The organism is Candidatus Accumulibacter propinquus, assembly GCF_056856495.1.
The window spans coordinates 194,223-218,019 of the sequence record NZ_JBSEHC010000006.1; the positions used below are offsets into that span (position 1 = coordinate 194,223).

Genomic DNA, 23,797 nt, shown 5'->3' on the forward strand with positions numbered 1-23,797 from the left:
CTCAACATTTTTCGAGCGCGATGCCATGAAAACCATGCTTGCCAGTCTGTCCGCCCTGGTCGCCGTAGTCTGGGGCTGGGATGTGCTCAATACGAGCTTTCCTGTCCATGCGCATTCGTTATGGATCGCCCGTCAGGAAGCGCTCTACCTGAGCGGCCTGCTGTCGATCGCGCTGATGTCGCTGGCGATGCTGCTGGCCACGCGCCCCACCTGGCTGGAATCTTCCCTGGGGGGCATGGACCGCGTTTACCGGACGCACAAGTGGGCCGGCATTCTCGCCATCTCCTTTGCCGCGCTGCACTGGCTGATCGAACTGGGGGGCGACATCCTCAAGTCGAGCATCGGTCGCGAAGGCCGCCTGCCCAAGGAAAAATTCACCGGCCTGCTGGAAATCATGCGTGATCTTTCGAAGGACATGGGCGAGTGGGCAATCTACGCCGTGTTGGCGATGCTGGTGATCACGCTGTGGAAGAAGTTTCCGTACCGGACCTGGCGCCTGCTCCATCGGGCCATGCCGATCATCTATCTGATGCTGGCCTTTCACGCGGCTCTGCTTGCCCCCCGGAACTACTGGTTGCAGCCGGCCGGCGCGCTGCTCGCGATCCTGCTGGCTGCGGGCACCTACGGTGCCATACGCTCGCTGCTCGGTCGCATTGGCACGACTCGCAAGGCTTCCGGCGAAATCGTCGCGGTCGAACATCCCGCACACGACATCACTACGGTACACTGCCGACTCGACTCCGGCTGGCAAGGACACCGCCCAGGGCAGTTCGCATTTGTCACATTTGACGACCGGGAGGGGGCACACCCCTTCACGATCGCCAGCGCAGACCATGGCGATCGTACGATCAGCTTCCAGATCAAGGCACTTGGCGACTACACCAACCATCTGTCGGTTAACCTCAAGCCAGGGCAAGCGGTTCGCGTCGAAGGACCTTACGGCTGTTTCGAACTCCGTCGTTGCGATCCCACGGCCCGGCAGATCTGGGTAGCGGGCGGTATCGGCGTCACGCCTTTCCTCTCCTGGCTGGAATCGTTACAGGCCGACCCAGCCAGCGCACCGATAGCCGAACTGTACTATTGCACCCGCGACCAGGCAACAGATGCCTTCGTTCCTCGGCTGCAAGCTTTGTGCGCCAGCCTTCCACGCGTCCATCTGCACGTGCATGGCGCCCGCCAGGGTGCAGTGCTGGAAGTGGCATCGCTGGGCGCCTCGAAAGGCTCGGAAATATGGTTCTGCGGCCCCGCGGGCTTGGCCGAAGTACTGCGCAACGGGCTGCGTTCGATGGGAACGATGACGCGCTTCCATCAGGAAGCTTTCGAGATGCGCTAGGCCTGGGTTTCACAGTTATGAAGCTCTGCAGACTGAATCTCCAGGAAAGAGGGTTACCCAATGGGTGAGTTGGATTTTGATCGAAAAGCGCTGGTCAAGGCGGTTGGTGGTGCCTTGCAGGAGATCGGACAAGGGGCTGCGGCGATGCGGGTTGCGGCGCCTGGCGGGCGATTTCACGTTCGTTGGGACGAGGGGTGGAAGTGCCACGGTCCTGGGGCAGTTGGCGTTCTTTGCCAATTTTCTCGGAGTCTCAGGGCTATTCGCCCGCTGGCGGGACGAGTGACCCTTGGCAACATCCAGTCGCGCCAACAGGCGCAGCAGTATTGCGAATGGTGCGGTTGAATGCCGGCTTGCTGCACGTCTAGAAGAAGGTCGGGAGAAACATAACCTTCGAAGCGAGTACCTGCAGCATGCATTCAGTATTGACCATGCTCTCATGAGAGCACTATAATCACACGCCCAAGGTGATGTAGCTCAGTCGGTTAGAGCGATGGATTCATAACCCATAGGTCGGTGGTTCAATTCCACCCATCACCACCAAAGAAACAAAGAGTTAGCCTCGGTCAAATGCCGGGGCTTTTTTGCGGGGTTACGCCGGGGTTACACTTGCCATTTTTCCTCCGCAATGTTGCCCGCCGCCGCCACCACCTGCACCAGGGTGGTCCGCAGCCCGCGGCTTCCTCAAAGCAGTAGTTCGTTCTCATCGACTTTTACCTTTTCACGTCTTGTTTGGCCTCGTGGATGGTGGTAGTTTCGCTGGACGCTGCTGGAAAGCCTGCGCAACAGCGCGTGCAGCCTGTTCTGCTATTGGAGGACCAACGATGCCAGAACCCTGGGTTTCCGTAGACGAAGTCGCAAACCACTTGGGCGTGGCCAAGGACTCGGTCTACCGCTGGATCGAGCAAAAGGGCCTGCCGGCTCACCGCGTCGGCAGGCTCTGGAAGTTCAAGCTCTCGGAAATTGACGAGTGGGTTCACGTCGGGGGGGCCGGGTCGGACGATGACCTTTCAACCGGACCGCGGAGAGAGAAGTAGGATGGTGCCCCCGCTTTCACATCAAGTTGCGGAGCAGATCAAGAAGGCGAGCCAGCTGTATCACCGGCTCGTCATCGTCGCGGGTCCGCCGTGCTCGGGAAAGACCAGCGCGTTGCGCGACCTGCATGAAGAGCGCGGCTGGCCGCTCGTGAACGTCAACCTCGCGCTCTCGGAGAAGCTGCTTGAGCTCACCACCAAACAGCGCGCCCTGCGTGTCGCCCGGATCATCGACGACATCGTCCAGGGGCAAACGGGCGACACAGTCCTGCTGGACAACGTCGAGATGCTCTTTCACCCGGACTTGCATCAGGACCCGCTCCGCCTGCTGCAGAGCCTCTCGCGCAACCGCACGATCGTGGCGACCTGGCGTGGCGCGCGTGTCGGCTCCTCGTTGACCTACGCGACGCCCGACCATCCTGAATTCCGGCGCTTCGAGGAACCTCATGCGCTCATCGTTTCGAGCGGGGGCGTCCCCAGCAGTAGCGGGGCCACGTCTGCACAGGAGCACTCGGCATGAACTACGTGGACCTCATCCAGTTCGACCCCATCGAGACCGTTGTTCAGCTCCGCGAGGCTGACCAGGCTGCCAGTGCTCGTCGCCTCGTTGAGACCTTTGTCATCTCCAACCGGATGGGCGAGCAGCTCGCCGACTTGGTGCTCCCGCAGCTCCAGTTCGAGACCCCGGCCGACAACAAAGGTCTCCTCGTCGTCGGCAACTACGGGACCGGTAAGTCGCACCTCATGGCAGTCATCTCCGCCATCGCGGAGCATGCCAATCTGGCGGGGGTTCTCACCAACCCCGCGGTGGCGGACAAGGCCTCGCTTGTCGCCGGGCGCTTCTTCGTGATCCGTGCCGAGATCAACTCGTCGATGCCACTGCGGCAGTTCGTCATGGAGACGCTCCAGGACCAGCTGTCGGAACAAGGCGTGCACTTCGAGGTGCCGCCCGAGGACCAGGTCAAGAACCACAAGGACGTGTTCGCCTCCATGATGGCAGCGTTCACCGCCAAGTTCCCCGACAAGGGGCTCCTCTTCGTCCTCGACGAGCTCCTCGACTACCTTCGCTCCAACCGGGAGCAGGAGCTGATGCGCAACCTGAACTTCCTCCGCGCGGTCGGAGAGTTCGCCAAGGGCTCGCGCTTCCGCTTCATCGCCGGTGTCCAGGAGAGCCTCTTCGACAACCCGCGCTTCCAGTTCGCCGCTGACAGCCTCCGGCGAGTCAAGGACCGCTTCGAGCAGATGCGCATCGCTCGCGAGGATGTGGCTCACGTCGTCGCCGAGCGGCTCCTCAAGAAAGACGCGAAGCAGCAGGCGCTGGTGCGCGAACACCTGACCAAGTTTGCGCCGCTCTACGGCTCGATGAACGAGCGGATGGACGAGTTCGTCCGCCTCTTCCCGGTGCACCCTGCCTACCTCGACACCTTCGAACGCGTGTACGTCGCGGAGAAGCGCGAGGTCCTCAAGACGCTGAGCGCCGCCATCCGGCGGATACTCAGCGAGAGTGTGCCGGCCGACGAGCCGGGCCTCATCGCCTACGACTCGTACTGGCAGAACCTGAAGGACAACCCGTCGTTCCGCTCGGTGCCGGAGATTCGGGACGTCATCGAGAAGGCCGACGTCCTCGAAGCGCGCATCCAGCAGGCCTTCACGCGGCCGCAGTACCGCCCGGCTGCGCTGCGCATCATCCACGCGCTCTCGGTCCACCGCCTGACAACCAGCGATATCTTCGCCCCGATCGGCGCGACCGCTGAGGAGCTACGGGACAACCTCTGCGTGCTCATGCCGTTGCCGGAGCGCGACGCGGAGTTCCTCAAGACCGTCGTCGAGACCGTGCTCCGCGAGATCGTGAAGACCGTCAGCGGGCAGTTCCTTTCGTTCAACCGAGAGAACGGCCAGTACTACCTCGACCTCAAAAAGGACATCGACTTCGACTCGCTCATCGACAAGCGGGCGGAGTCTCTCAGCGACTCCCAGCTCGATCGCTACTACTTCGATGGTCTGCGCCGCGTCGTGCTCGAAGTCCCGGAGGCGCCGCCCTACGTCTCCGGCTACCGCATCTGGGAGCACGAGCTCGAGTGGCGCGAGCGCAAGGCGGGCCGCAGCGGCTATCTCTTCTTTGGCGCCCCCAACGAGCGCTCCACAGCTCAGCCGCCGCGCGACTTCTACATCTACTTTATCCAGCCATTCGAAGCGCCGTACTTCAAGGACGAGCGTAAGCCCGACGAGGTCTTCTTTCGGCTGACGCACCGGGACGAGGAGTTTGACCGCGCCCTCAAGCTCTACGCCGGCGCGCGAGAGCAATCGGCCACCGCGTCGGGCAGTAACAAGAAGATCTACGACGACAAAGCGCTCGAGCACCTGCGGACGATGACCCGCTGGCTACAGGAGAAGATCACGACTGTCTACGAGGTCACGTACCAGGGAAAGGTGCGCAGCCTGGGCGAGCTTCTTCAGACTCTCTTCGCTCGTGCACCATCGCGCGGCGGTGTTCGTGACTACGTCGACGTCGCAGCGGCCGTGTGTCTGTCGATGCATTTCGAAGATCTCGCGCCGGATTACCCCATCTTCGACACCCCCATCACGCGCGCGAACCGCGGGCAGGCGGCGCAGGACGCCCTGCGCTGGATCGCCGGGAGCGTGAAGAGCAAGCTCGGCGCCGCCGTTCTCGACGCGCTTGAGATGCTCGATGGCGACCAGCTCCGGCCGCGTGAGTCTCGCTACGCGAAGCACATCATCGAGCAGCTGGGCGCCAAGGGCGAAGGCCAGGTGCTGAACCGCTCCGAGCTCGTTCATGAGCAGGCCGGCATCGACTACTGGAACCGCTTCCGGCTCGAGCCGGAGTTCCTCGCCGTGGTCCTGGCGGGGCTGGTCCATAGTGGCGACGTCGTGCTGAGCATCACCGGCAAGAAGATCGACGCTGGTGCGATCGACCAGTTCGCGAAGCTCTCGGTGAACGACGTCGCGCAGTTCAAACACATCGAGCGCCCGCGCGACCTGCCGCTCGGCGCGCTCCAGGAGCTCTTCGACCTGTTCGGCGTGCCCAAGGGTCTGATCGTCAACCCGGCCAAGCGCGACGACGCGGTGACGCAGCTGCAGGCGAAGGTCGCCGAGCTGGTCAACAAAACGGTGCTCGCGCACGCCCACGTGGCCGACATGGTCCTGTGGGGCAAGCCCATCTTCTCGGAGCAGGAGCAGACCGAGTGGCGGCAGCGCCTCGGCAACCTGAAGCGCTTCCTTGAGTCGCTCCAGGCCTTCAACACCGCCGGCAAGCTCAAGAGCTTCCCGCACGACGTCGCGGCTATCCAGGCGCAGCGGCCCGGGCTCGCGCTCGTGCGCGAGATCGAGGAGCTCGGCGAGCTGGTGCAGCAGGTCGGTCCCACGACCTCGTACCTGGGCAAGGCGGAGGCGGTGCTCCAAGCCGGCCACCCATGGGTGGACCAGATGCGAGGGCGACGCAGCGACCTCATGGCCAAGATCACGAGCCCGAAGCACCGCGCCGACTCGGGCTTCCAGCGTGCGCTCGGCCAGGCCCTGGCGGATCTCAAGACGGCCCACCAGGACGCCTACCTGCAGCGCCATGCGCAGGCGCGCCTCGGGGCCACCGATGACCAGCGCAAGGCCCGGCTGGGGCAGGACCCGCGCCTCAAGCAGCTCCAGCAGCTCTCGACAGTCGAGATGATGCCGACCCAGCAGCTGCGCGACTTCCAAAACACGCTCTTCGGCCTGAAGACATGCTTCAGCCTGACGAAACAGGATCTCGACGCCGACCCCATCTGCCCGCATTGCGCGTTCCGCCCCGTCGAGGAGCCCTTCGCCGGGACCAAGGCGGGCGACCGGATCGGTCAGCTCGACACCGAGCTAGACGACATGGTGCAGAGCTGGACGAACACGCTGCTGGGCAACCTCCATGACCCGACGGTGTCCGGCAACATCGAGCTCCTCGGCACGGGCGAAGGCCGTGACGCCGTCGAGGCCTTCCTCAAGAGCAAGAGCCTGCCCGACCCGGTGAGCCCCGCGTTCGTGAAGGCGCTCCAGGAGATCCTGAGCGGGCTCGAGAAGGTCGTGCTCACGGAGGCGCGGCTCAGCTCTGCGCTCACCGACGGTGGCGTCCCGTGCACGGTCGGCGAGCTGAAAGAGCGCTTCGACGCCTTCGTCGCCGACCTCACCAAGGGCAAGGACGCTTCCCGCGTACGCGTCGTCGTGGAGCGCTGAAATGGCGGAGACCGCAGCCGAACAGTGGCCGCTTCGCCGCGGCAGCCTCATCTACCCGACGCCGGTTGCCATCGCCTGCGGCCGGGTCCTGCGTGCGCGGACGGCTGCGGAGCGCGTGAACGCTTGCCTCAAGGCGGCCGAGGTGCTCACCCGCTATCTCGCGACGGTGGCGGTGGCTTCGTTCGCGTCGCGGGACGATGACGCCGAGGCCAAGCTCAGCGAGCTGAGCGGCAACCTCTCCTTCGGCCACTTCCTGACTACGGTGCTGGAGATCACTGCGGCGCGCGGCCAGCATCCAGCCCAGCAGCTGCTTCGCTACTCCTTCAGGGTCAGCAAGAAGGAAAAAGGCAGCGGTGCAACGAACGAGGCGCTCTCTCGGCTCCTGACCCTGCGCAACCGACTTGGCCATGAGCTTGCGACGCTCGACGAAACCAGGGCAGGCATCGTCGAGGCTGAGGACCGGCCCCGGTATGCACTTGTTCATGCGCTCGTCGGCGCAGAGGCTCTCCTCGCCCTGCCGCTCTTCGTCGTTGAGCAGCAGGAGTGGGTGAAGAAGGACCGCGTCTTCGTTCTGCGTCGGCTGCTGCTCATGGGAGAGTCGCTGGACCCCGCGCCCACCTTTGCCGTTGTTCAACTCGAGTCGAGTATCGAGAACCTCGGTGTGCCATACGTCGCTATCGGCGAATCCTGCGTTCAGCTGCCGCCGTGGATTCTCTGGGGGATCGACGAGAAGCGAAAGAACCTATCGCTCCTGTTTCTGGATGGCGTCGAAGACGACAAGGTCATCTACTGCACCATCGACGGGACGAAGCAGGACGGCGCCACCCCTCATGCGGACGCGCTTCGAGACTTCTTCGGAGGCGTGATCGCGAGGCCGTTCGACAACGTGCTTCTCGTGGACGGCCGACACCTTGCCCAGGAGTGGGCGGAGATCCGAGAACGAATCGAAGAAAGTGGACGCCGTCAGGATGGTACGGTCGACTGGAGCACCTTCGATGCCGCGACCCTTCAGTGGTACGCACAACGCCTTGATCGCGATGCGTCAGACCCCCACGCGCTCATCCGCGAGCGACTGCTCGACGATCGATCCCACGTGGAGCCGGACGAGTTCCGTCAACTGACTCTCCTGTTCGGACGTCCTGCGGAGATTCGCTCCCGGCTACAGCGAGATGTACTGGACCTTCGGGTCATCGACCCCCAGTCGATGCGGCCCGTCAAAGACAAGAGAGACACCGTTGAGTCGGCAAACCTCGTCGAAGCACTCAAGCGGGCCGTCCGGTTCTTCGCCGAGCACACCGGCATGAAGGATGCCGATCCCGAAGACCTTAGCAGGACCGAGGGGACGATCGACTACCTCACGCTTCGTGAGATCTTCGTCAACCAGACCATCCACCAGGACTATCGGGACTCGACCGCTGCGGCGCAGATCGAGCTCTATCCAGACCGAGTGACTGTATTCAACACGGGTTACTCGTTGGTGCCGACCGACAAGCTGCTCGACGGCGGCAAGAGCCAGTCGCGCAATCCCCTTATCGCTAGGGCGCTGCGCCTCATCGGCTTCGCGGAGATCTCGGGTTCCGGCATCCGGGCAGTTCACCGCGCCTGCCAACAGGCGCGCCGACGGGCACCTACGTTCGAGAGCGACAAGGACGCCAACACATTCGCGCTGACCCTCGACTGGTCGGAAGGCGCGGTCGACATCGATACCTATTGGCAGACGCTCGTGGGAGTCCACCTCACGCAAGGACAAGCAGCTGTACTGAACGCTGTCGCGAGCGTCGCCAGCGCCACCATCCCGGTTATCGAGTCAGCCACGGCATTGAGCGCGGAAGATGTCGTCGAATCACTCGACCTCCTCGTGTTTCAGCGCGTCGTCGAGCAAGACGACGCAAACTACCGCCTCGCGCAGCACCTCAGGGAGAAGCTGGGATGAGCAATCAGCAGAATCTTGGCTTCGCGAAGCCTCACACCGACGACGGGCCCGTCGAGTGCCTCGGTAAGACCTTCGAGAGCGACGATGCGCGCCGCGCGCACTTCCTCAATCTGCTCAGCGAAAAGCTCCAGAACCCGGAGTTCCGGAACACGCCGGGATTCCCGGCAGGGAGCGACGAGTCCATCCTGCGTATGTCGGACCCGCCGTACTACACGGCGTGCCCGAACCCGTTCCTCGCGGACTTCGTTCGGGTCTACGGCAAGGTGTACGACCCCAGCGAGGAGTACGAACGTGAGCCCTTCGCTGTCGACGTGAGCGTGGGCAAGACCGACCAGCTCTACAAGGCGCACGGGTACCACACCAAGGTTCCGCACCTCGCCATCGTGCCATCGATCCTGCACTACACCCGTCCCGGTGAACTCGTGCTCGATGGCTTCTGCGGCTCTGGGATGACCGGTCTCGCCGCGCAATGTTGCGGGACCGCTTCGGCCAGCTACCGCCAGCAGGTCGAGGCGGAGTGGAAGGCTGCCGGGCACGCCAAGGCCGAATGGGGCGCGCGAAGGGTCGTCCTGAACGACCTGGGGCCTGCCGCGTCGTTCATTGCTGCGGGCTATAACCTTCATTTCGATGCGGAGCGCTTCGAGCAGGAGGCAGAGCGCATCCTGCTCGAAGTCAGCGAAGAGCTCGGATGGATGTACGAGTGTTTGCATACGGACGGCAAGACGAAGGGGCGCCTCAACTACACGGTCTGGAGCGAAATCTTCTCGTGTCCGCAGTGTGCCAGGGAGGTTAACTTCGTTGAGGAGGCCTTCGATCAAGCGTCCGGCGATACAAGCAGTGAGTTTCCTTGCCCACACTGTGGGATAGAACTCACGAAGAAGCGTCTCGATAGGCTCTACGTTACTCGTTACGACCAAGCGATCGGCGTCACAGTAAAGGTCCCGAAACGTACGCCCGTGCTCCTCAACTACAACGTGGGAGCGACAACACATCAGCGCGCTCCTTCGCAGGCGGACATTGATCTGCTTGGAAGGATCGAAGAGCTGGCATTGCCGCCGGACGTTCCGACTTCTGCGCTTCCGTACATGCACATGACGCACGAGCGTGCCCGGATGGATTTGGTTGGCGTCACCCACGTGCATCACTTCTTCATTCCTCGCGCTGCCCACGCTGTCGCAGCACTCTGGCGGAAGACAAATGCGGTGCCAGATCGGAGCCTCCGACGCATGCTGCTCTGGTTCATGGAGCAAGCAATCTGGGGGATTTCTCTCCTCAACCGCTATAAGGACAAGCAGTTCGGCCGGACGGGTGGGTCTCAGGTCAACAACTACATGTCTGGGATCTACTACATCTCCTCCGTCATTGGGGAGTGCAGTCCGTGGTACATCCTCCACGAAGCGACGAAGCGCTCTACCAAGTTGAGCCGCCTTGCAACATCGTTTACGCCGACTCCCGCGGTCGACGGACAAGCAATCATCCAAACCGGCGACTGCGCCTACGTTCCGATCCCTGACAAGTGTGTCGACTATGTCTTCACCGACCCTCCGTTCGGCGAGAACATCTACTACGCGGATCTGAACTTCCTCGTCGAGGCGTGGCACGGGGTGATGACCGCCACCGCCAACGAGGCCATCGTCGATCAGGCCAAGAAAAAGGGTGTCCACGAGTACCAGGAGCTGATGCGCCGCTGCTTCGAGGAGTACCACCGCGTGCTCAAGCCCGGCCGCTGGATGACGGTGGTCTTCAGCAACTCGAGCAACGGGATCTGGCGCGCAATCCAGGAGGCAATGGGCACGGCAGGATTCGTTGTCGCCGACGTGCGCACCCTCGATAAGAAGCAGGGCTCTTATCGCCAGGTGACCAGCTCGGCCGTGAAGCAAGACCTCGTCATCTCGGCCTACAAGCCCACCGAGGCCCTGACCCACCGGTTCGAGCTGGGTCACGCCACGGCTGAAGGAGCATGGGCCTTCGTCAAGGAGCACCTCGGCAACGTCCCGGTCTTCGTTGGGCGCGCGAGCGAAGGAAAAGTCGTCGCACAGCGCACGGCGCAGATGCTGCTCGACCGGATGACCGCGTTCCATGTGCAGCGCAGGCTGAGCGTGCCGCTCTCCGGCCCCGAGTTCCTCCAAGGCCTGTCGCAGCGATTCCCGGAGCGGGACGGAATGTACTTCCTTCCAGACCAGGTGGCGGAATACGACCGCAAGCGGACGAGCATCAGCGAGCTGCGCCAACTCAGTCTCTTCGTTAACGACGAGGCGAGCGCCATCCAGTGGGTTCGGCAGCAGCTGCAGGACAAGCCCCAGAGCTTCCAGGACCTCACGCCCCAGTACATGCGCGAAGTCCAGGCGTGGGCGAAGCACGAGGAGACAGTCGAGCTGAAGACCATCCTCGAGCAGAGCTTCCTCCACTACGACGGCCGGGCCCCTGTACCGAGCCAGATCCACCGATACCTTTCGACGAACTATAAGGACCTCCGCAACCTTGAAAAGGAGGACCCGCGCCTCGTCGAGAAGGCCCGTGACCGCTGGTACGTGCCGGACCCGAGCAAGCAGGCGGAGCGCGAGGCCATTCGCGAGAAGGCGTTGCTCCGCGAGTTCCAGGAGTACAAGACCAGCACGCAGCGAAAGCTCAAGGTCTTCCGTACCGAGGCGGTGCGCGCGGGCTTTAAGGCCTGCTGGCAGGAGCGTGACTACGGCACGATCGTCAAGGTCGCGGAGAAGCTCCCGGACGCCGTGCTCCAAGAGGACGAGAAGCTCCTCATGTACTACGACAACGCGCTCACGCTCCTCGGGGACGAGTGAGGTTGAGCGAGGCGCATGTCTGCGGGTGACTGGTGCTACAGCCTCGACCACGATGAGCCCTGCCGGGTCATCGCGCTGGACGTCGTGTGGGGGGAGGAGACCGCGCAGGTCTGGCTCGCCCGGCGCGACGCGGTCGTGCGCTTGCACCGAAGCCGCCTGCAGCCGCTCGCCGGTGCCGTCGCGCCATCGCTCGACCAGCTCTGTTACGTCGCCTCGGCGGCCCGGATCCTCGACGCCATGGAGCGCGATGCGCTGATCGCGCCGCTCGAAGGCTCGGTCATCCCTCTGCCCCACCAGCTCTTTGCGCTCCAGCGGGCGATGTCCGCTGACCGCCTGCGGTACCTGCTGGCCGACGAGGTCGGCCTCGGCAAGACCATCGAGGCGGGACTCATCCTCCGAGAGTTGAAGGTCCGAGGTCTCGCCAAGCGCATCCTCGTCGTCGCGCCCGCGGGGCTCACGAGCCAGTGGGTCAGCGAGATGAAGACCCACTTCAGCGAGGACTTCCGCCTCGTGCAACCCGGAAACTTCCCCGCGTGGCGGCAGCTCACCGGCGTCGACGAGAAGGAGAACCTCTGGCGCCTTCACGATCAGGTCGTGTGCCCGCTCGACTCGATCAAGCCGATGGACACGCGGCGGGGCTGGTCGCGCGAGCAGGTGGCTCGCTACAACCGCGAGCGCTTTGAGGACCTGGTCTCCGCCGGCTGGGATCTGGTGATCATCGACGAGGCTCACCGGCTCGGTGGCAGCTCCGAACAGGTGGCCCGCTACCGACTCGGCGAGGCGCTGGCCCAGGCGTCGCCGTACCTCCTGCTGCTCTCGGCCACGCCGCACCAGGGCAAGACCGACGCCTTCCGGCGCCTGGTCGCGTTCCTGGACGCCGACGCGTTGCCGGACGACGAGTCCGTCACGCGCGACAACGTCGCGCCCTACGTCATCCGGACCGAGAAGCGGCGCGCCATCGACGCCGATGGCAAGCCGCTTTTCCGGCCCCGCTACACCCAGATCGTCTCCGTCGAGTGGGACGCCTCGCGGCAGGAGCAGCGCGCGCTCTACGAGGCCGTCACCGAGTACGTGCGTGAGGGGTACAACCAGGCGCTCCGGGAGAAGCGAACCGCCATCGGGTTCCTGATGATCCTCATGCAGCGGCTCGTGACGTCGAGCACGGCCGCCATCCGGACGGCTCTCGAGCGGCGCCTCGATGTGCTGGAGCTGCCTTCCGGTCAGCTCTCGCTCTTCGGCGAAGATGTGGGCGCGGAGTGGGTCGAGCTCGACGGGCAGGACCAGATGGAGTCGCTCCTCCAGAGCCGGCTCAAGGGGCTCAAGAACGAGCGAGCCGAGGTCGAGCTCCTGCTTTCGGCTGCGCGACGCTGTGAGGCCCGCGCGCCCGACAGCAAGGCCGAGGCGTTGCTCGCCTGGATTCAGAACCTGCAGCGTGAGGAGAACGACCCGGCGCTCAAGGTGCTGGTCTTCACGGAGTTCGTTCCGACCCAGACGATGCTCGCCGAGTTCCTGCAGCAGCGCGGCTACACGGTGGCGTGCCTCAACGGCTCGATGGACATCGAGGCGCGCCAGTCGGTTCAGCGGGCGTTCGCCGGGGACGCCCAGGTGCTTATCTCCACGGACGCCGGCGGCGAGGGGCTCAACCTCCAGTTCTGCCACGTCATCGTGAACTACGACCTGCCGTGGAACCCGATGAAGATCGAACAGCGCATTGGCCGGGTCGACCGCATCGGCCAGAAGCACGTCGTGCGTGCGCTCAACTTCGCGCTTGAGGACACCGTCGAGCTGAGGGTGCGTGAGGTCCTGGAGGAGAAGCTCCAGCGCATCCTCGAAGAGTTCGGCGTCGACAAGCTCTCGGATGTGCTCGACTCCGAAGAGGGCGGCGTCGACTTCGAGCAGCTCTACGTCGGTGCCGTGCTCTCGCCCGAAGAGGCCGAGGCCCGGGCCGAGGCGCTGGCCGAGTCCATCCGAGCGCGAGCGCGCTCGGCTCGCGAGGGCTCGGCGGTATTGGCAGCCACCGAGGAGCTGGATCCGTCGGCCGCCAAGAAGGTCGCCGGGCACCAGATGCCCTTCTGGACCGAACGTATGACCGTCGCGTGGCTGCGCACGCAGGCCGCTCGTGGATCCTCGGTCCAGAGCAAGGCGCCCGGCGTCTACGACCTCACGTGGCCTGGTGGCGGAACGACAGCCGCCGCGTCGTTCAGCCGTTCCGCGGCCGACGATCCCGGCAAGGCGCTGCTCACGATCGAAGACCCACGCATCCGTGGTCTGACGACACGGATCCCGCCCTACGCGCCCGGCATGCCAGTCGCGCACGTCGTCATTCCTGGCGTGTCGGACAAGGTCGGTGGCTTCTGGTCCTTGTGGCGAGTAGGCATGTCGACCTTCGACGGCCGGGAGCAGCGCGTGCTGCCGATCTTCGTTACGTCCGAGGGGCAGACGCTCGGGCCAACGGCGCGCGTGGTGTGGGATCGCCCGGTCGAACTGGCCGACGGGCTCGAGGTGCTGCCAGCGGCCGCTACCACGGACGGGTCCGCGGAGCGGGCGTTCGAGCAGTCCCGAGGGGCAGCGGAGCAGCAGGGGAAGGCTACGTACCACGAGCTTTTGCAGCGGCACCGCGAGCGCCTGTCGATGGAGTCGCGGAAGATGAACGTCGCCTTCTCCGCTCGACGCCGCATGATCGAACGGCTCGGCCTGCCGCAGGTTCGCGACTTCCGGCTGGCACAGCTCGCGGACGAAGAGGCGGCCTGGCGGCGCGAAATCGAGGCACGAGAACACGGCCTTCCCGAGCTGAGCCCGATGCTGCTCGTCGCGGTGACACGGACCGGGGGTGCGCCATGACGCAGCGGCGCGACGGCTGGCGCGGTCCAATCCTGCAGCACTTCAGCGAGGCCAGCGCCAAGGCGGGACGGCTCACCGTGGTGAGCGACCCCGATGAGCTGCTCACCGAGCCCGGGGTAGTCGAGCGCCTCGCCGCGCGGGGCTTCGAGCTCATGACCTTCGGCGATCCGGTGGCCTTCCGTTACGCCTATGAGAGCCGTTTCCGTCAGCACTGGGATTGGGGCGAAGCCACGCACCTGGTCGTCGTCATCCGCACCGACCACGGCGACCTGAAGCACATTCCCCACGACCTGCTCGAGGAGGCGCGCGAGAGCGGACGTGTCCTGTCGTTCAGCCTCGTCCACCTCTTCCCGTCGCTGGCCCCGAACGTCGTAGCGGAGCTGGATCCACAACACTTCGACGCGCTCGCACAGGCGCACGAGCACGCGGGCGCGGGAAACCTCGGGACCAACGCCACCCGCGACTTCGTTCTGCGGCATGTCTTCGAGATCGCGCCCGAACTGATCAAGCAGCCGGCGGACCTGCTCCGTGTTCTGCTTCGCCGTCACTACCGGTCGCAGGTCTTTCCCGAGAGCCTGGACGCACGCTTCATCGAGGTGCTCACACAGAGGCCGAAGTGGCGGTCGTGGCCACTGGAACGTATCGTGCCGAATCGCGAGGCGTTCCTGAAATTTCTCGGCGAGCGCTGGCCGGGCTTCCTCGTCTCCAAAGGCCTGGAGGCTGTGCCTGGGCGTGAGCCGGCGGAGCCGAGCATCTCCGGCCCGACGGACCTGCCATTCGACCACGACGATGTCCGCGTCTACATGGACAACCTCTTCGTCGAGGGGCTGCTCGAGCCGACGGCGGCCGTGCGCCCGATCGACGACGACCGCTGGTTCGGCGTCGGCATCGCCGGCTCTCCCGCGTCGAGCTCCGAGGGCCGGTTCTTCCACCTGCTCGACGAGCTCGGCGCCACAATCCCGAGCTCGGACGATGCGACCTACCAGGAGTGGCAGGACTACAGCCTCCGCTGGGGCACGTGGGTGCGCCTGCGATGGCAGACCCAGCCGGACCGCGACAGGACGAGCGAAACCGCTGCCATCGGGTTCGTGGAACGTGTTCAGGCGGCCTTCTCGAACTGGCTTCTGCGGTGCTTCGGCCCGATGGCGACGCTCCCCTATCTGCCGCACCCGGTGCTCGGACACCACGTGCCCCACTATCTCGCTCATCACCTCGGCCAGCCAGGCACTGAGCGTGTCGCGCTGCTCGTGATCGACGGAATGGCCATCGACCAGTGGCGTATCGTCAGAGACTCACTCGAAGGCTTCCATTTCGATGAGCACGCGATCTTCAGCTGGATCCCGACGCTCACGCAGATCGGGCGACAGGCCATCTTCTCGGGCCGCGTCCCGCTCGAGTTCGCGAAGAGCATCGAAGGCACCCACCGTGAGCCGCAACACTGGTCGAACTTCTGGCAGGACCATGGGCTGCCGGAACGCGCGATCCGGTACCTGAAGCCGCAAGGGAAGAACGAGTCGTTCGAGCCGCTGGCGGCGGACATGCTTGGCGCTGCGGATGACGGTGCCGTGCGCGTGATCGGGGCGGTCATCGGGCTCATCGACCAGAGCATGCACCAGGTCGGTCTCGGCACGCCCGGGCTGCACGGTCTGGTCGAGGTCTGGTCGCGCACCAAGCAGCTCGCGGGGCTGGTGGACGCGCTGGTTCAGCGAGGCTTCGCCGTGTTCATCACCGCGGATCACGGCAACGTCTTCGGGCGAGGCTTCGGCAAGCCCGACGTCGGAGTGACCGCCCAGCAGCGTGGCGAGCGCGCCCACATCTTCCGCAACAAGGGCTTCCGCGACAACACCGCGCCCCTGTACCCGAACGCGATCAAGTGGCCGCAGATCGGACTCCCCCAGGACTACTTCCCGCTGATCGCACCGTACGGCGCCTGCTTCATGCCAGAGGGCAAGGAAGCCGTGAGCCATGGCGGCATCGCGCTCGAGGAGGTGATGGTGCCCTTCGTCCGCATCGCGGGGCGGTCATGAACCGGCGCTCCAGCATCGGGTTCGACCGGCGTATCGATCTCGCGTGGCTCGACTCGGCGGCTGGTCAGGCGGCGGCGGATGCCACGCCCGACGAGATGCGAGCATACCTTCGGAACTTACTCGAGGGTGTGCTAAGTGGCGATAGGTGCAACAGCGCCCGGGGTAAGACGGTAACCGTATTGAATCACATCTGGGGCGAGGTCCATGAAGGCGCCGAGGCCCTTCGGCAGCACGCCACCGTACAGCTCGCCGGGTGCTCGGCGGACGAGAGGCTCGCCCTGCACTGGGCGATGATGATGGGCACGTATCCGGTCTTCACGGATGTCGCGGCCGCCATCGGCCGTCTTCTGACGCTGCAGGGCAGCTTCACGCTCGCGCACCTGACGCGCCGCCTCGTCAGTACCTGGGGTGAGCGCTCGACCCTCGAGCGCGCTGGACAGCGCATCGTTCGCTCCATGATTCAGTGGGGAGTACTTCGGGACACCGCAACGCGAGGGATGTACGAAGGCGCGCTCCATCGCAGAACGGTCGGGCCGGCTGTGGGCACGGTGCTCATCGAGGCTCTGCTCGTCGACGCCGAGGAGGCATCAATCCCGTTTGACCAGCTGATCGGACATTCAGCACTGTTCCCCTTCGAGGTCGACGTGAACGCCAGTCATGTTCGTGGCGCCTCGCAGTTCCGAGTGCATCGGCAGGGGCTCGACTCGGACGTCGTGGAACTGAAAAGGGGCCGAGCCTGATGCATAGCGGCGCGCGACAACTTCCTGTCCAGCATCTGTCGGTCCGGGTTCCTTGGCACTGGTTGGGCGGCTGCCGTGTGCCAGATACCATCGGAGAACAGTTGGTCGACTGCACGGTCAACATGATCAATATGGAGCTTTCACATGAGGCAAGCCAAGACACAGGCCCGGGTGCTCCGGGATCCTGAAGTCGTACTCAACCTGTGGGCGTATGCGGACGAGGAAGGCTACGTCATGCGCATTGCGGGTAAGACCTACGTGATGGATGGCGACGACGCCAAAAAACTCACGTTGCTAAGACACTTGTCGGCCACTGACTTTCTGTCTGCGCCGTGGCAAACGATTTCCCGGAACTTCACTGTTCACAACGCGGATGGTCAGAAAATGCTGGGCGTTGCGCATGCCTCGCTCGTGGGTGACCCGAACGCGCAGGAAGCGCTGTTCGGGCCGCTCATGGATTCTCTGGCGAAGGGTCTGCCCGAGCAACTGCGAAATCTGCACGGCGATTACTCCAGTTTTCGTCTAGAGCTGTCGAACTCCCCGCTCTGCGTGACGACCGTAGTGATGGAGTACGAGGACGGTCGTTTGGAGCCTATGGTCTCGGTCTGCGCTTAGGACGTAAGCAAAAATAACTTGAACATTTGTGGTAATTGTCTTATGGTTTCTGCATGGAGCAAGAGCTAGCCATAGAAGCCAAGTATCAAGCGCTGTGTGGAAGGCTGGATGAGTCCACGCTTCGCCTTTGGGCGGCGACGGAGGCACGAAGCCTGGGGCGTGGTGGCGTCACCTTGGTCGCCAAGGCGACTGGCCTGTCGCGCACGACGATTCATGCCGGTTTGAGTGAACTGAATGCACCGGTGTCGGCCGGGGAGCAAGGCGTGCAACTCCGGGCGCGAGCGGCAGGAGGTGGGCGAAAGAAGCTGATTGACAAGGATGCCAGCTTGCTGAGCGATGTCGACGCCTTGGTGGAGCCGACAACGCGTGGTGATCCGATGTCGCCGCTGCGCTGGACCTGCAAGAGCACCTATCGGTTGGCTGAAGAACTGAGGCGGCAGGGGCACACGGTCAGCCAGCGAAGCCTGTGTGATTTGTTGAGTCTGGCAGGCTTCAGTCTGCAATCAACGCGAAAGACCCGAGAGGGTGGGCAGCATGAAGACCGCGATGCCCAGTTCAGCCACATTGCCCGCACCGTTGCGGAGTATCAGGCGGCAGGTGATCCGGTCATTTCGGTGGACACCAAGAAGAAAGAGTTAATCGGCGACTTCAAAAATGGCGGCAAAGAGTGGCAACCCAAGGGCAAGCCAGAAGAAGTCCGGGTTCATGACTTCATTGACCGTGAACTCGGCAAGGTCGCACCCTACGGGGTTTATGACTTGACCACCAATACGGGCTGGGTCAGTGTCGGTATCGACCACGATACCGCCGAATTCGCCGTCGAGAGCATCCGGCGCTGGTGGCGCGAAATGGGACAGGTGACCTACCCGAATGTTCGCCGTCTGCTGATCACCGCGGATGGCGGTGGCAGCAACGGTTATCGCGTGCGTCTATGGCGAAGGGAGTTGCAGAAACTGGCGGATGAACTGCGCCTGACGGTTCAGGTTTGTCATCTCCCGCCGGGAACCAGCAAATGGAACAAGATCGAGCATCGCATGTTCTGCCACATCACCGCGAATTGGCGCGGACGACCGCTAGTCAGTCGACAGGTGGTGGTGAACCTGATCGGCAACACGACCACCGAGACCGGCTTGCGAATCCAGGCGGCGATCGATGAGAACGCTTATACGTCGGGAATCAAGGTGTCCGACGAAGAGCTGGCTTCGCTCGCCATCGAGCGCGACGCGTTTCATGGCGAATGGAACTACCGGCTGATACCTCGGGACAATGACAAATAACTCGTATTGTTCAAGTTATTTTTGCTTGCGTCCTTAGCGAATAAGGTGCTTTGCCCTCTGCGCAACCTCGACAAGTGGGTACGACGCAAGTTACGCTGCTATCTCTGGAAACAATGGGGTCGAGCGGGTGTCAATGGCGGTCAAGAGGTGCCGGTAGTTGGCTGCGAGGCGTAGAGGGGGCTGCCGGCGAGGGATGGTCCGTGGCGGGTGTCGCAGACACCGGCCCCGCCGATCGCGCTACCCTTGTGCTTCTTCGACCAAATGGGCCTACCGAGCCGTGCGCCGCGGTAGGAATTCAATTCATCGAACCGCCGGATACGTGACCCCTTCGTCCGGTGGTGTGGGAGGGGAAGGCCGCGAGGCTTTCTCCTATCCCGATTAGGCATCTGAAACCGGCGTCCTATGCCCTCCTCCATTGAGCAATACCTTCTTCATGCTGCGCTGCTCTGCGGCATGAGCCCGAACGAGGGAACAGTCGTCTATCGCCAACAACTGTTCTTTGTCGCCAATCGTGATCTGGGTTCGCGAAACCACGACAGCGATTTCCAGCGTGCCCTTGAAACCGCCGTGGACAAGAAGGGGCTCTTCCGGAATGCCGAGAAGGGGCAAGGCGAATACAGCCTTACCGGGGCGGGGTTCGCCGCAGCCACTGCTCATGCAGGTAGCGTCCAAGCTCGCTACGCGCCAACACGCAGAGATGACTTTCGCCTAACTGTACGAGGTCAGGTGGGTAGGACAAGAGTTGAACTGAGGACACGTGGAGTGAGAACCACGGTGCTTCTAGATGGTCAAGCGATCCGTGCAGCAACGGACGCATGCCGTAGGCTTGAACTCGTTGCCGGCCTCAGCCTGCCCACGCAAGGAACTTCTGCCGTCCGTGTACTGCATGACTTCGCCGTCGATCGCAACTTTGAGATTGAGTTCAGCTGAAGGTTCAGCGCTTGCACAGAGGCCTAACGAATAAGGATTGATCGTGCGAAGTCACGATCTGATCCGTTTGTTGGACGAGCCAGGGGAGAGCGGCGGATTGAGTCCGTACAGCGCTCTGAATCGGTGGTGTGGGCAGCCCACCGACCGTCTAGCCGATGCGCTTCAACGTTTCGGCCTGCTCCCGCAACGCCCGTGCAAGTTGCCGCAACTGATCACGCCACCCCCCCTTGAATCCGCGCATCGCCGATCGCGCCTTACCCTCGGGAGACTTCGGCCCGGTCGACTTCTCCCAAGGTTTCCAGCGCCGGATCAACTCGGCTCGCAATGCCCGATGTTCGGGCGTCCGGTAGTAGCTCATGGGTTCCCCCTGATAGTTGGGTTTGCTCAGCGTCGATTTCCCGCGGGCGCGAAGGTACGGCGACGCTATTGTTGACCTGCTGCGGCCCAGTCGTCACGTTCGCTTGCCGGGCATAGACAATCGGCGGATTCTTGATCGCGGCCAGTGTTTCCAGCGTTGCCCGGCATTGAGACTGCGCCCGAAGCGCCAGCCGCATGAAGCCTTCAAGGTTCGGCATGTGACTTTGCTCCACCGCCCGCTCGGCGAGCCGCACGAAAAGGGCTTGCAGCGCCGCGGCCTGATTGATCAACATCGCCTCGGGATGGGACATGTCGCCGCCTTGCACCGTCGCCGCTTGCTCGCGCAAGATCGCCAGAAATGTCGGGGCATCAATTTCTTTCGCCAGATCCTTTGGGTGGTTGGCGAGAATGACGCGGTACGCGCATACATCGGGGGAGGATAGCAGCTTTGCGTACGCCCGCCCTTGCTCCTCGGCGGAAGGCCCCGACTCGCAAGGGATTGTCTTCCTTGGGAACTTCTCGGCTTCCTGTGTCTTCTGCTTACGAACCATCATTCGACTCCTTTCTGGATCAGTCCCGTCCAACGTTCGTGCCCCGGACGTTGATCGGTGTCACTGACATACGGTGAGTAGCCCGCGCACCGCTGAAGCACGCCAGGGGATGCCGGCCGGTAGCCGACGATTGCCGACACCAGCCCGCCAGGTCGAGCGGCGACGCAGACGCCGGACCGCAGGTTGCCGCACTGCGAACAGCATCGCTGGTCGTCGTAGATTTGCGGATCTGCACCGGCCCGACCCAGGTAGTACGCCCGCGCATGCGCAGCGTGCTCACACTGGGTCAGCACTTCGGCAATGGCCTCCTGATCGGTTTCTCCGATCTGCGCCAACCAGTCCAGAACTACCGCTTCCTGGTTACCGGCCAGCAGTGTGTCGGGTTGCCGCCGGCCCGGCTCGATCGGTTCCGCCGCCAGAGCACTCGGGTACGTGTCGAGCACCTCGGTATGGGTCGCCACTGACGAGAATGTGACCTCCAGCGGGTTGCGGTCGGCGAAGTGGAACAGCCAGCGCCACGAGGTGATCTCTGAAGAAATGGAGCTATTGAGAGCTATGGGCGAACTGCATAAACTGCGTAAAGCACTTTTTGCAGATTGTGCAGTTGCGTCCGATGGCTTTTTCTGCCGGAGAAGTGCGAGGTAGTCAGTCATCTCTTCACTGCCGGAGACGCGGCGTAGACCGGATCACCAGGCCTGCCGCCGTTCGACACGCCACCTTCCTGTATTTCAATCAGCCAACCAAACTCGAACAGCAGACGGCACGCTTTCTTGACCGCCTCGCGGTCGGCCAGCCCATGCCATCCCTTGCGCGAGATTTCCCAAGACTTGAAGGTGTCGGGCAATTCGCCGCGCCGCATCCGTGCAAGCAGCAGGTCGGCAGCTCCCGTTTCCGGGTGCTGCGCCGAGTGATAGACGCGCTGCGCGTGAGGCGTTAGGTAGTCGAGCCACGCCAACGCCTTGAGAATGGTTCGCTCGGATACCTCCGTACCATCAGGGTCATCCGCAACGTGTATGATCAGCGTCAGCTTACCGACAAGCCCTGGGTATTTCCCGAAGTGAGCCGATACTGGGCCGCTTTCGTCGGCCGATGCCTCGACCGATCGGCGATTCTGCATGAAGGCGATGTACCACTCATTGAAATGCCCTTGTGCCTTGTCAGAGAGACGAACAAATGGCGGGTCGTTGCCGAAGCCGTCTGTCTGGCCCATGGCGATCGGGTCAAAGCTATCTGCCCGGTCAAACAGTGTGTCCACCGCGGTTCGTGCGTCGCAATTCGGGAATCTATCGACAAGGACAAACGGTTCAGAATCCGGCCAGACGATCAGTTGGAATCGTTGCAGCAGGCCGTCCGCCCGTTCGCCTGAATATGCGCTGCGCACGTAGCGCGATAGCGGCCCAGGCTGCATTCCGCCGACCACGGAAAGCGCGAACTTTGGCAGCGCCGTAGTGCCCCTGCTGATGGAGTCGAATCGGTATCCCTCGTTGCCAGACCACCCCGAAAGATACAGGCCCCGCAACGTCGCGTTACGATCGTCTTCCAACTTGACCAGCAGCGACGATAGCTCGTCGCGCTCAACCAGTAGTCCATGCGGATTCTCGACCAGCATCACGCCAAGCTTTTCGGCCGTCGGCTCGCTTGTCCAGTAGGTCCGCGCAACGGGCGCTGCAGGGAGTTCCTCATCACCCAGATCGACTGCGGCGCCATAGTCCATCGCCAGCGCTTCGACGACTTTCTTCCGCTTAGCATCCTTGCGCAACTTGAACGCTTCCGCCTTCAGGTCGTATTCGGCCCGTTGTTGCCGGTGCAGATCGTCAGCCGCGACTTGCAACTTCTTGAACGGTCGCATGGCTGCGCGTTCCGCAGGCGACTTTAGCGCAGACGGCGGACCAATCATTGCAGCCCAGACATTAGCGTACTCTGTCCAGTCGTCGCACCGCTTCAGGCGAATACCGATCTTCCTTCCGATGACGCTGCCAAGAGCGGCCATGCTCGCCACCGCAGCGAAGTCCGGCCGAAATCGTGCTCGTTCCGATGCGTCTCGAACGTAATCCACCAGATCATCTGGCAGTAACTCCAGCGGGAAGTCTGGCACCTTCGGAAGTTTTGGCAACGGTTGAGGTTCAGGCCATGCAGGGCTTGCAGAATCGTCCGCTGTCGAGCTTTCGCCGTCCGGCCACTCTGCCCTTGCCCGGCCTGTGGTGCTGCCTACGTGGTCCGCAAGCATCCTTCTGGCCTCTTCATCGAGAAACGATTGACCGCGTTCGACGCCCCTATCCATGGCGCACCCCCGCCGCAGTGATCGCCGCATGAATTCGCGAGGCGGCCAGGATCAGACGATCGCGGTCTGTCTCGGTGACCGGCTTCCCGTCCGCCACAGCCACTGCTGCCGCCGCGACAACCAACGCATCGAAACCGACTGCGCGAAGACAGTCTGCCGCTGGGAACGGTCGACGTAGCGGCTGCACCATGTGATCGATGGCGCGCGGCGGGTATAGGTCGGAAATATCCAGATCGACGGCAGCCAGAACGTCGTGCACATCGCATCCGGCAAAGCAATGAAGCAGGACGCGCCCATCATCAAGTTCCCGGACAGCGAGACTTGGGCCGCGGTCGTCGTGAGCAGAACATCGTGCTGACCACGTGCCGGCGCCGGTCCGCCGAACCTTGTCGAGATGAGGGAGGATCTTGTCGACGGCGCTCATCGCTTCGCCCCCCTTTGCCAGCCGCGCTTCGGTTTCCGATTGCGCGAAGGCTTCAACCAGATTTTCAGCGGGTTAGGGGTTGCGGTAGAATTGCGGGCAGAGAATGCTTTTGTATTTGGGGTCGCGCGGTTGCCACCGTTGCGGCCCTTTCCTTTTGTGCTCATCGCCGCCACCTACGCCGTTGCGCCGGTTTCGCGGGTGCGCTTTTCCAGCCAGGCAATAAGATCCGCGCGCCGATACCGCACGTTGCGCCCGATCTTGATAAAGGGAAGGTTGTAGCGCCCGGTGCAGCGCCACACAGAAAGGGTGCCGGGGGAATTGTCGAGAAACCGCGCCGCTTCTTTCTCGTCGAGCAGGTCCGCGCCTGCTGCGATGAGGTTACAGAGATTCTTGGTAGTCATCATTCGCTCCAATTGAGAACTGCAAAGCGCAGTTCAAGAA

17 protein-coding genes and 1 tRNA gene are annotated in these 23,797 nt (G+C 63.2%); 13 read left to right on the forward strand and 5 right to left on the reverse strand.

What is annotated here, in order from left to right:
- The first annotated feature begins 25 nt into the window (after positions 1-25).
- The 13 genes from AC15MQ_RS19205 to AC15MQ_RS19265 all read left to right on the forward strand — a co-directional run bounded on the left by AC15MQ_RS19205 (position 26) and on the right by AC15MQ_RS19265 (position 19,743).
- Positions 26-1,333, forward strand: coding sequence for a ferredoxin reductase family protein (locus AC15MQ_RS19205; protein ID WP_483081018.1), 1,308 nt, complete (start codon positions 26-28; stop codon positions 1,331-1,333).
- A 463-nt stretch (positions 1,334-1,796) separates the two neighbouring features.
- Positions 1,797-1,873: transfer RNA gene (locus tag AC15MQ_RS19210), tRNA-Met, on the forward strand.
- 281 nt (positions 1,874-2,154) lie between these two features.
- The gene (locus tag AC15MQ_RS19215; protein WP_483081019.1) at positions 2,155-2,367 is read left to right on the forward strand and encodes a helix-turn-helix domain-containing protein; all 213 of its coding nucleotides are present in this window, start codon (positions 2,155-2,157) and stop codon (positions 2,365-2,367) included.
- A 1-nt stretch (position 2,368) separates the two neighbouring features.
- A complete protein-coding gene (gene brxF, locus AC15MQ_RS19220) occupies positions 2,369-2,884 on the forward strand; it encodes a BREX-3 system P-loop-containing protein BrxF (protein ID WP_483081020.1) in 516 nt (171 codons plus the stop codon).
- A complete protein-coding gene (locus tag AC15MQ_RS19225) occupies positions 2,881-6,579 on the forward strand; it encodes a DUF6079 family protein (RefSeq protein WP_483081021.1) in 3,699 nt (1,232 codons plus the stop codon). The genes brxF and AC15MQ_RS19225 overlap by 4 nt, the downstream gene beginning before the upstream one ends.
- Before the next feature lies 1 nt (position 6,580).
- Positions 6,581-8,512 carry an ATP-binding protein gene (locus AC15MQ_RS19230; protein WP_483081022.1) on the forward strand — a complete coding sequence of 644 codons (1,932 nt, stop codon included), beginning with the start codon at positions 6,581-6,583 and terminating at the stop codon, positions 8,510-8,512.
- Positions 8,509-11,313, forward strand: a complete 2,805-nt coding sequence (locus AC15MQ_RS19235) for a DNA methyltransferase (RefSeq protein WP_483081023.1) — start codon at positions 8,509-8,511, stop codon at positions 11,311-11,313. Before AC15MQ_RS19230 ends, AC15MQ_RS19235 begins: the two co-directional genes overlap by 4 nt.
- Positions 11,314-11,328: 15 nt before the next feature.
- On the forward strand, positions 11,329-14,154 hold the full coding sequence (locus tag AC15MQ_RS19240; protein WP_483081024.1) for a DEAD/DEAH box helicase: 2,826 nt from the start codon (positions 11,329-11,331) through the stop codon (positions 14,152-14,154).
- On the forward strand, positions 14,151-16,181 hold the full coding sequence (gene pglZ / locus AC15MQ_RS19245) for a BREX-3 system phosphatase PglZ (RefSeq protein WP_483081025.1): 2,031 nt from the start codon (positions 14,151-14,153) through the stop codon (positions 16,179-16,181). The genes AC15MQ_RS19240 and pglZ overlap by 4 nt, the downstream gene beginning before the upstream one ends.
- A complete protein-coding gene (locus AC15MQ_RS19250) occupies positions 16,178-16,921 on the forward strand; it encodes a hypothetical protein (RefSeq protein WP_483081026.1) in 744 nt (247 codons plus the stop codon). The genes pglZ and AC15MQ_RS19250 overlap by 4 nt, the downstream gene beginning before the upstream one ends.
- A 144-nt stretch (positions 16,922-17,065) precedes the next feature.
- Complete coding sequence (locus tag AC15MQ_RS19255; protein ID WP_483081027.1) at positions 17,066-17,536, forward strand: hypothetical protein; 471 nt, start codon at positions 17,066-17,068, stop codon at positions 17,534-17,536.
- A 53-nt stretch (positions 17,537-17,589) separates the two neighbouring features.
- On the forward strand, positions 17,590-18,813 hold the full coding sequence (locus AC15MQ_RS19260; protein WP_287655600.1) for an ISAzo13-like element ISCap1 family transposase: 1,224 nt from the start codon (positions 17,590-17,592) through the stop codon (positions 18,811-18,813).
- 402 nt (positions 18,814-19,215) lie between these two features.
- Positions 19,216-19,743 (forward strand): hypothetical protein, encoded by a 528-nt coding sequence (locus tag AC15MQ_RS19265; RefSeq protein ID WP_483081028.1) that lies wholly within the window; start codon positions 19,216-19,218, stop codon positions 19,741-19,743.
- Positions 19,744-19,997: 254 nt separating this feature from the next.
- On the opposite strand, the gene AC15MQ_RS19270 is transcribed toward AC15MQ_RS19265, so the two are convergent.
- From AC15MQ_RS19270 to AC15MQ_RS19290, 5 genes are all read right to left on the reverse strand, one after another.
- Positions 19,998-20,654 carry a hypothetical protein gene (locus tag AC15MQ_RS19270; RefSeq protein ID WP_483081029.1) on the reverse strand — a complete coding sequence of 219 codons (657 nt, stop codon included), beginning with the start codon at positions 20,652-20,654 and terminating at the stop codon, positions 19,998-20,000.
- On the reverse strand, positions 20,651-21,112 hold the full coding sequence (locus AC15MQ_RS19275) for a hypothetical protein (RefSeq protein WP_483081030.1): 462 nt from the start codon (positions 21,110-21,112) through the stop codon (positions 20,651-20,653). Before AC15MQ_RS19275 ends, AC15MQ_RS19270 begins: the two co-directional genes overlap by 4 nt.
- 188 nt (positions 21,113-21,300) lie before the next feature.
- A complete protein-coding gene (locus tag AC15MQ_RS19280; RefSeq protein WP_483081031.1) occupies positions 21,301-22,932 on the reverse strand; it encodes a YfjI family protein in 1,632 nt (543 codons plus the stop codon).
- The gene (locus AC15MQ_RS19285) at positions 22,925-23,356 is read right to left on the reverse strand and encodes a DNA primase (protein WP_483081032.1); all 432 of its coding nucleotides are present in this window, start codon (positions 23,354-23,356) and stop codon (positions 22,925-22,927) included. Before AC15MQ_RS19285 ends, AC15MQ_RS19280 begins: the two co-directional genes overlap by 8 nt.
- A gap of 173 nt (positions 23,357-23,529) precedes the next feature.
- Positions 23,530-23,757, reverse strand: a complete 228-nt coding sequence (locus tag AC15MQ_RS19290; RefSeq protein WP_483081033.1) for a helix-turn-helix domain-containing protein — start codon at positions 23,755-23,757, stop codon at positions 23,530-23,532.
- Positions 23,758-23,797: the final 40 nt, after the last annotated feature.

What these genes read in the sequence shown, in the direction of transcription:
- AC15MQ_RS19205 (WP_483081018.1), top strand. Translation starts at nt 26, where the DNA reads ATGAAAACCATGCTTGCCAGTCTGTCCGCCCTGGTCGCCGTAGTCTGG.
- AC15MQ_RS19215 (WP_483081019.1), top strand. Translation starts at nt 2,155, where the DNA reads ATGCCAGAACCCTGGGTTTCCGTAGACGAAGTCGCAAACCACTTGGGC.
- brxF (WP_483081020.1), top strand. Translation starts at nt 2,369, where the DNA reads ATGGTGCCCCCGCTTTCACATCAAGTTGCGGAGCAGATCAAGAAGGCG.
- AC15MQ_RS19225 (WP_483081021.1), top strand. Translation starts at nt 2,881, where the DNA reads ATGAACTACGTGGACCTCATCCAGTTCGACCCCATCGAGACCGTTGTT.
- AC15MQ_RS19230 (WP_483081022.1), top strand. Translation starts at nt 6,581, where the DNA reads ATGGCGGAGACCGCAGCCGAACAGTGGCCGCTTCGCCGCGGCAGCCTC.
- AC15MQ_RS19235 (WP_483081023.1), top strand. Translation starts at nt 8,509, where the DNA reads ATGAGCAATCAGCAGAATCTTGGCTTCGCGAAGCCTCACACCGACGAC.
- AC15MQ_RS19240 (WP_483081024.1), top strand. Translation starts at nt 11,329, where the DNA reads ATGTCTGCGGGTGACTGGTGCTACAGCCTCGACCACGATGAGCCCTGC.
- pglZ (WP_483081025.1), top strand. Translation starts at nt 14,151, where the DNA reads ATGACGCAGCGGCGCGACGGCTGGCGCGGTCCAATCCTGCAGCACTTC.
- AC15MQ_RS19250 (WP_483081026.1), top strand. Translation starts at nt 16,178, where the DNA reads ATGAACCGGCGCTCCAGCATCGGGTTCGACCGGCGTATCGATCTCGCG.
- AC15MQ_RS19255 (WP_483081027.1), top strand. Translation starts at nt 17,066, where the DNA reads ATGAGGCAAGCCAAGACACAGGCCCGGGTGCTCCGGGATCCTGAAGTC.
- AC15MQ_RS19260 (WP_287655600.1), top strand. Translation starts at nt 17,590, where the DNA reads ATGGAGCAAGAGCTAGCCATAGAAGCCAAGTATCAAGCGCTGTGTGGA.
- AC15MQ_RS19265 (WP_483081028.1), top strand. Translation starts at nt 19,216, where the DNA reads ATGCCCTCCTCCATTGAGCAATACCTTCTTCATGCTGCGCTGCTCTGC.
- AC15MQ_RS19270 (WP_483081029.1), bottom strand. Translation starts at nt 20,654, where the DNA reads ATGATGGTTCGTAAGCAGAAGACACAGGAAGCCGAGAAGTTCCCAAGG.
- AC15MQ_RS19280 (WP_483081031.1), bottom strand. Translation starts at nt 22,932, where the DNA reads ATGGATAGGGGCGTCGAACGCGGTCAATCGTTTCTCGATGAAGAGGCC.
- AC15MQ_RS19285 (WP_483081032.1), bottom strand. Translation starts at nt 23,356, where the DNA reads ATGAGCGCCGTCGACAAGATCCTCCCTCATCTCGACAAGGTTCGGCGG.
- AC15MQ_RS19290 (WP_483081033.1), bottom strand. Translation starts at nt 23,757, where the DNA reads ATGACTACCAAGAATCTCTGTAACCTCATCGCAGCAGGCGCGGACCTG.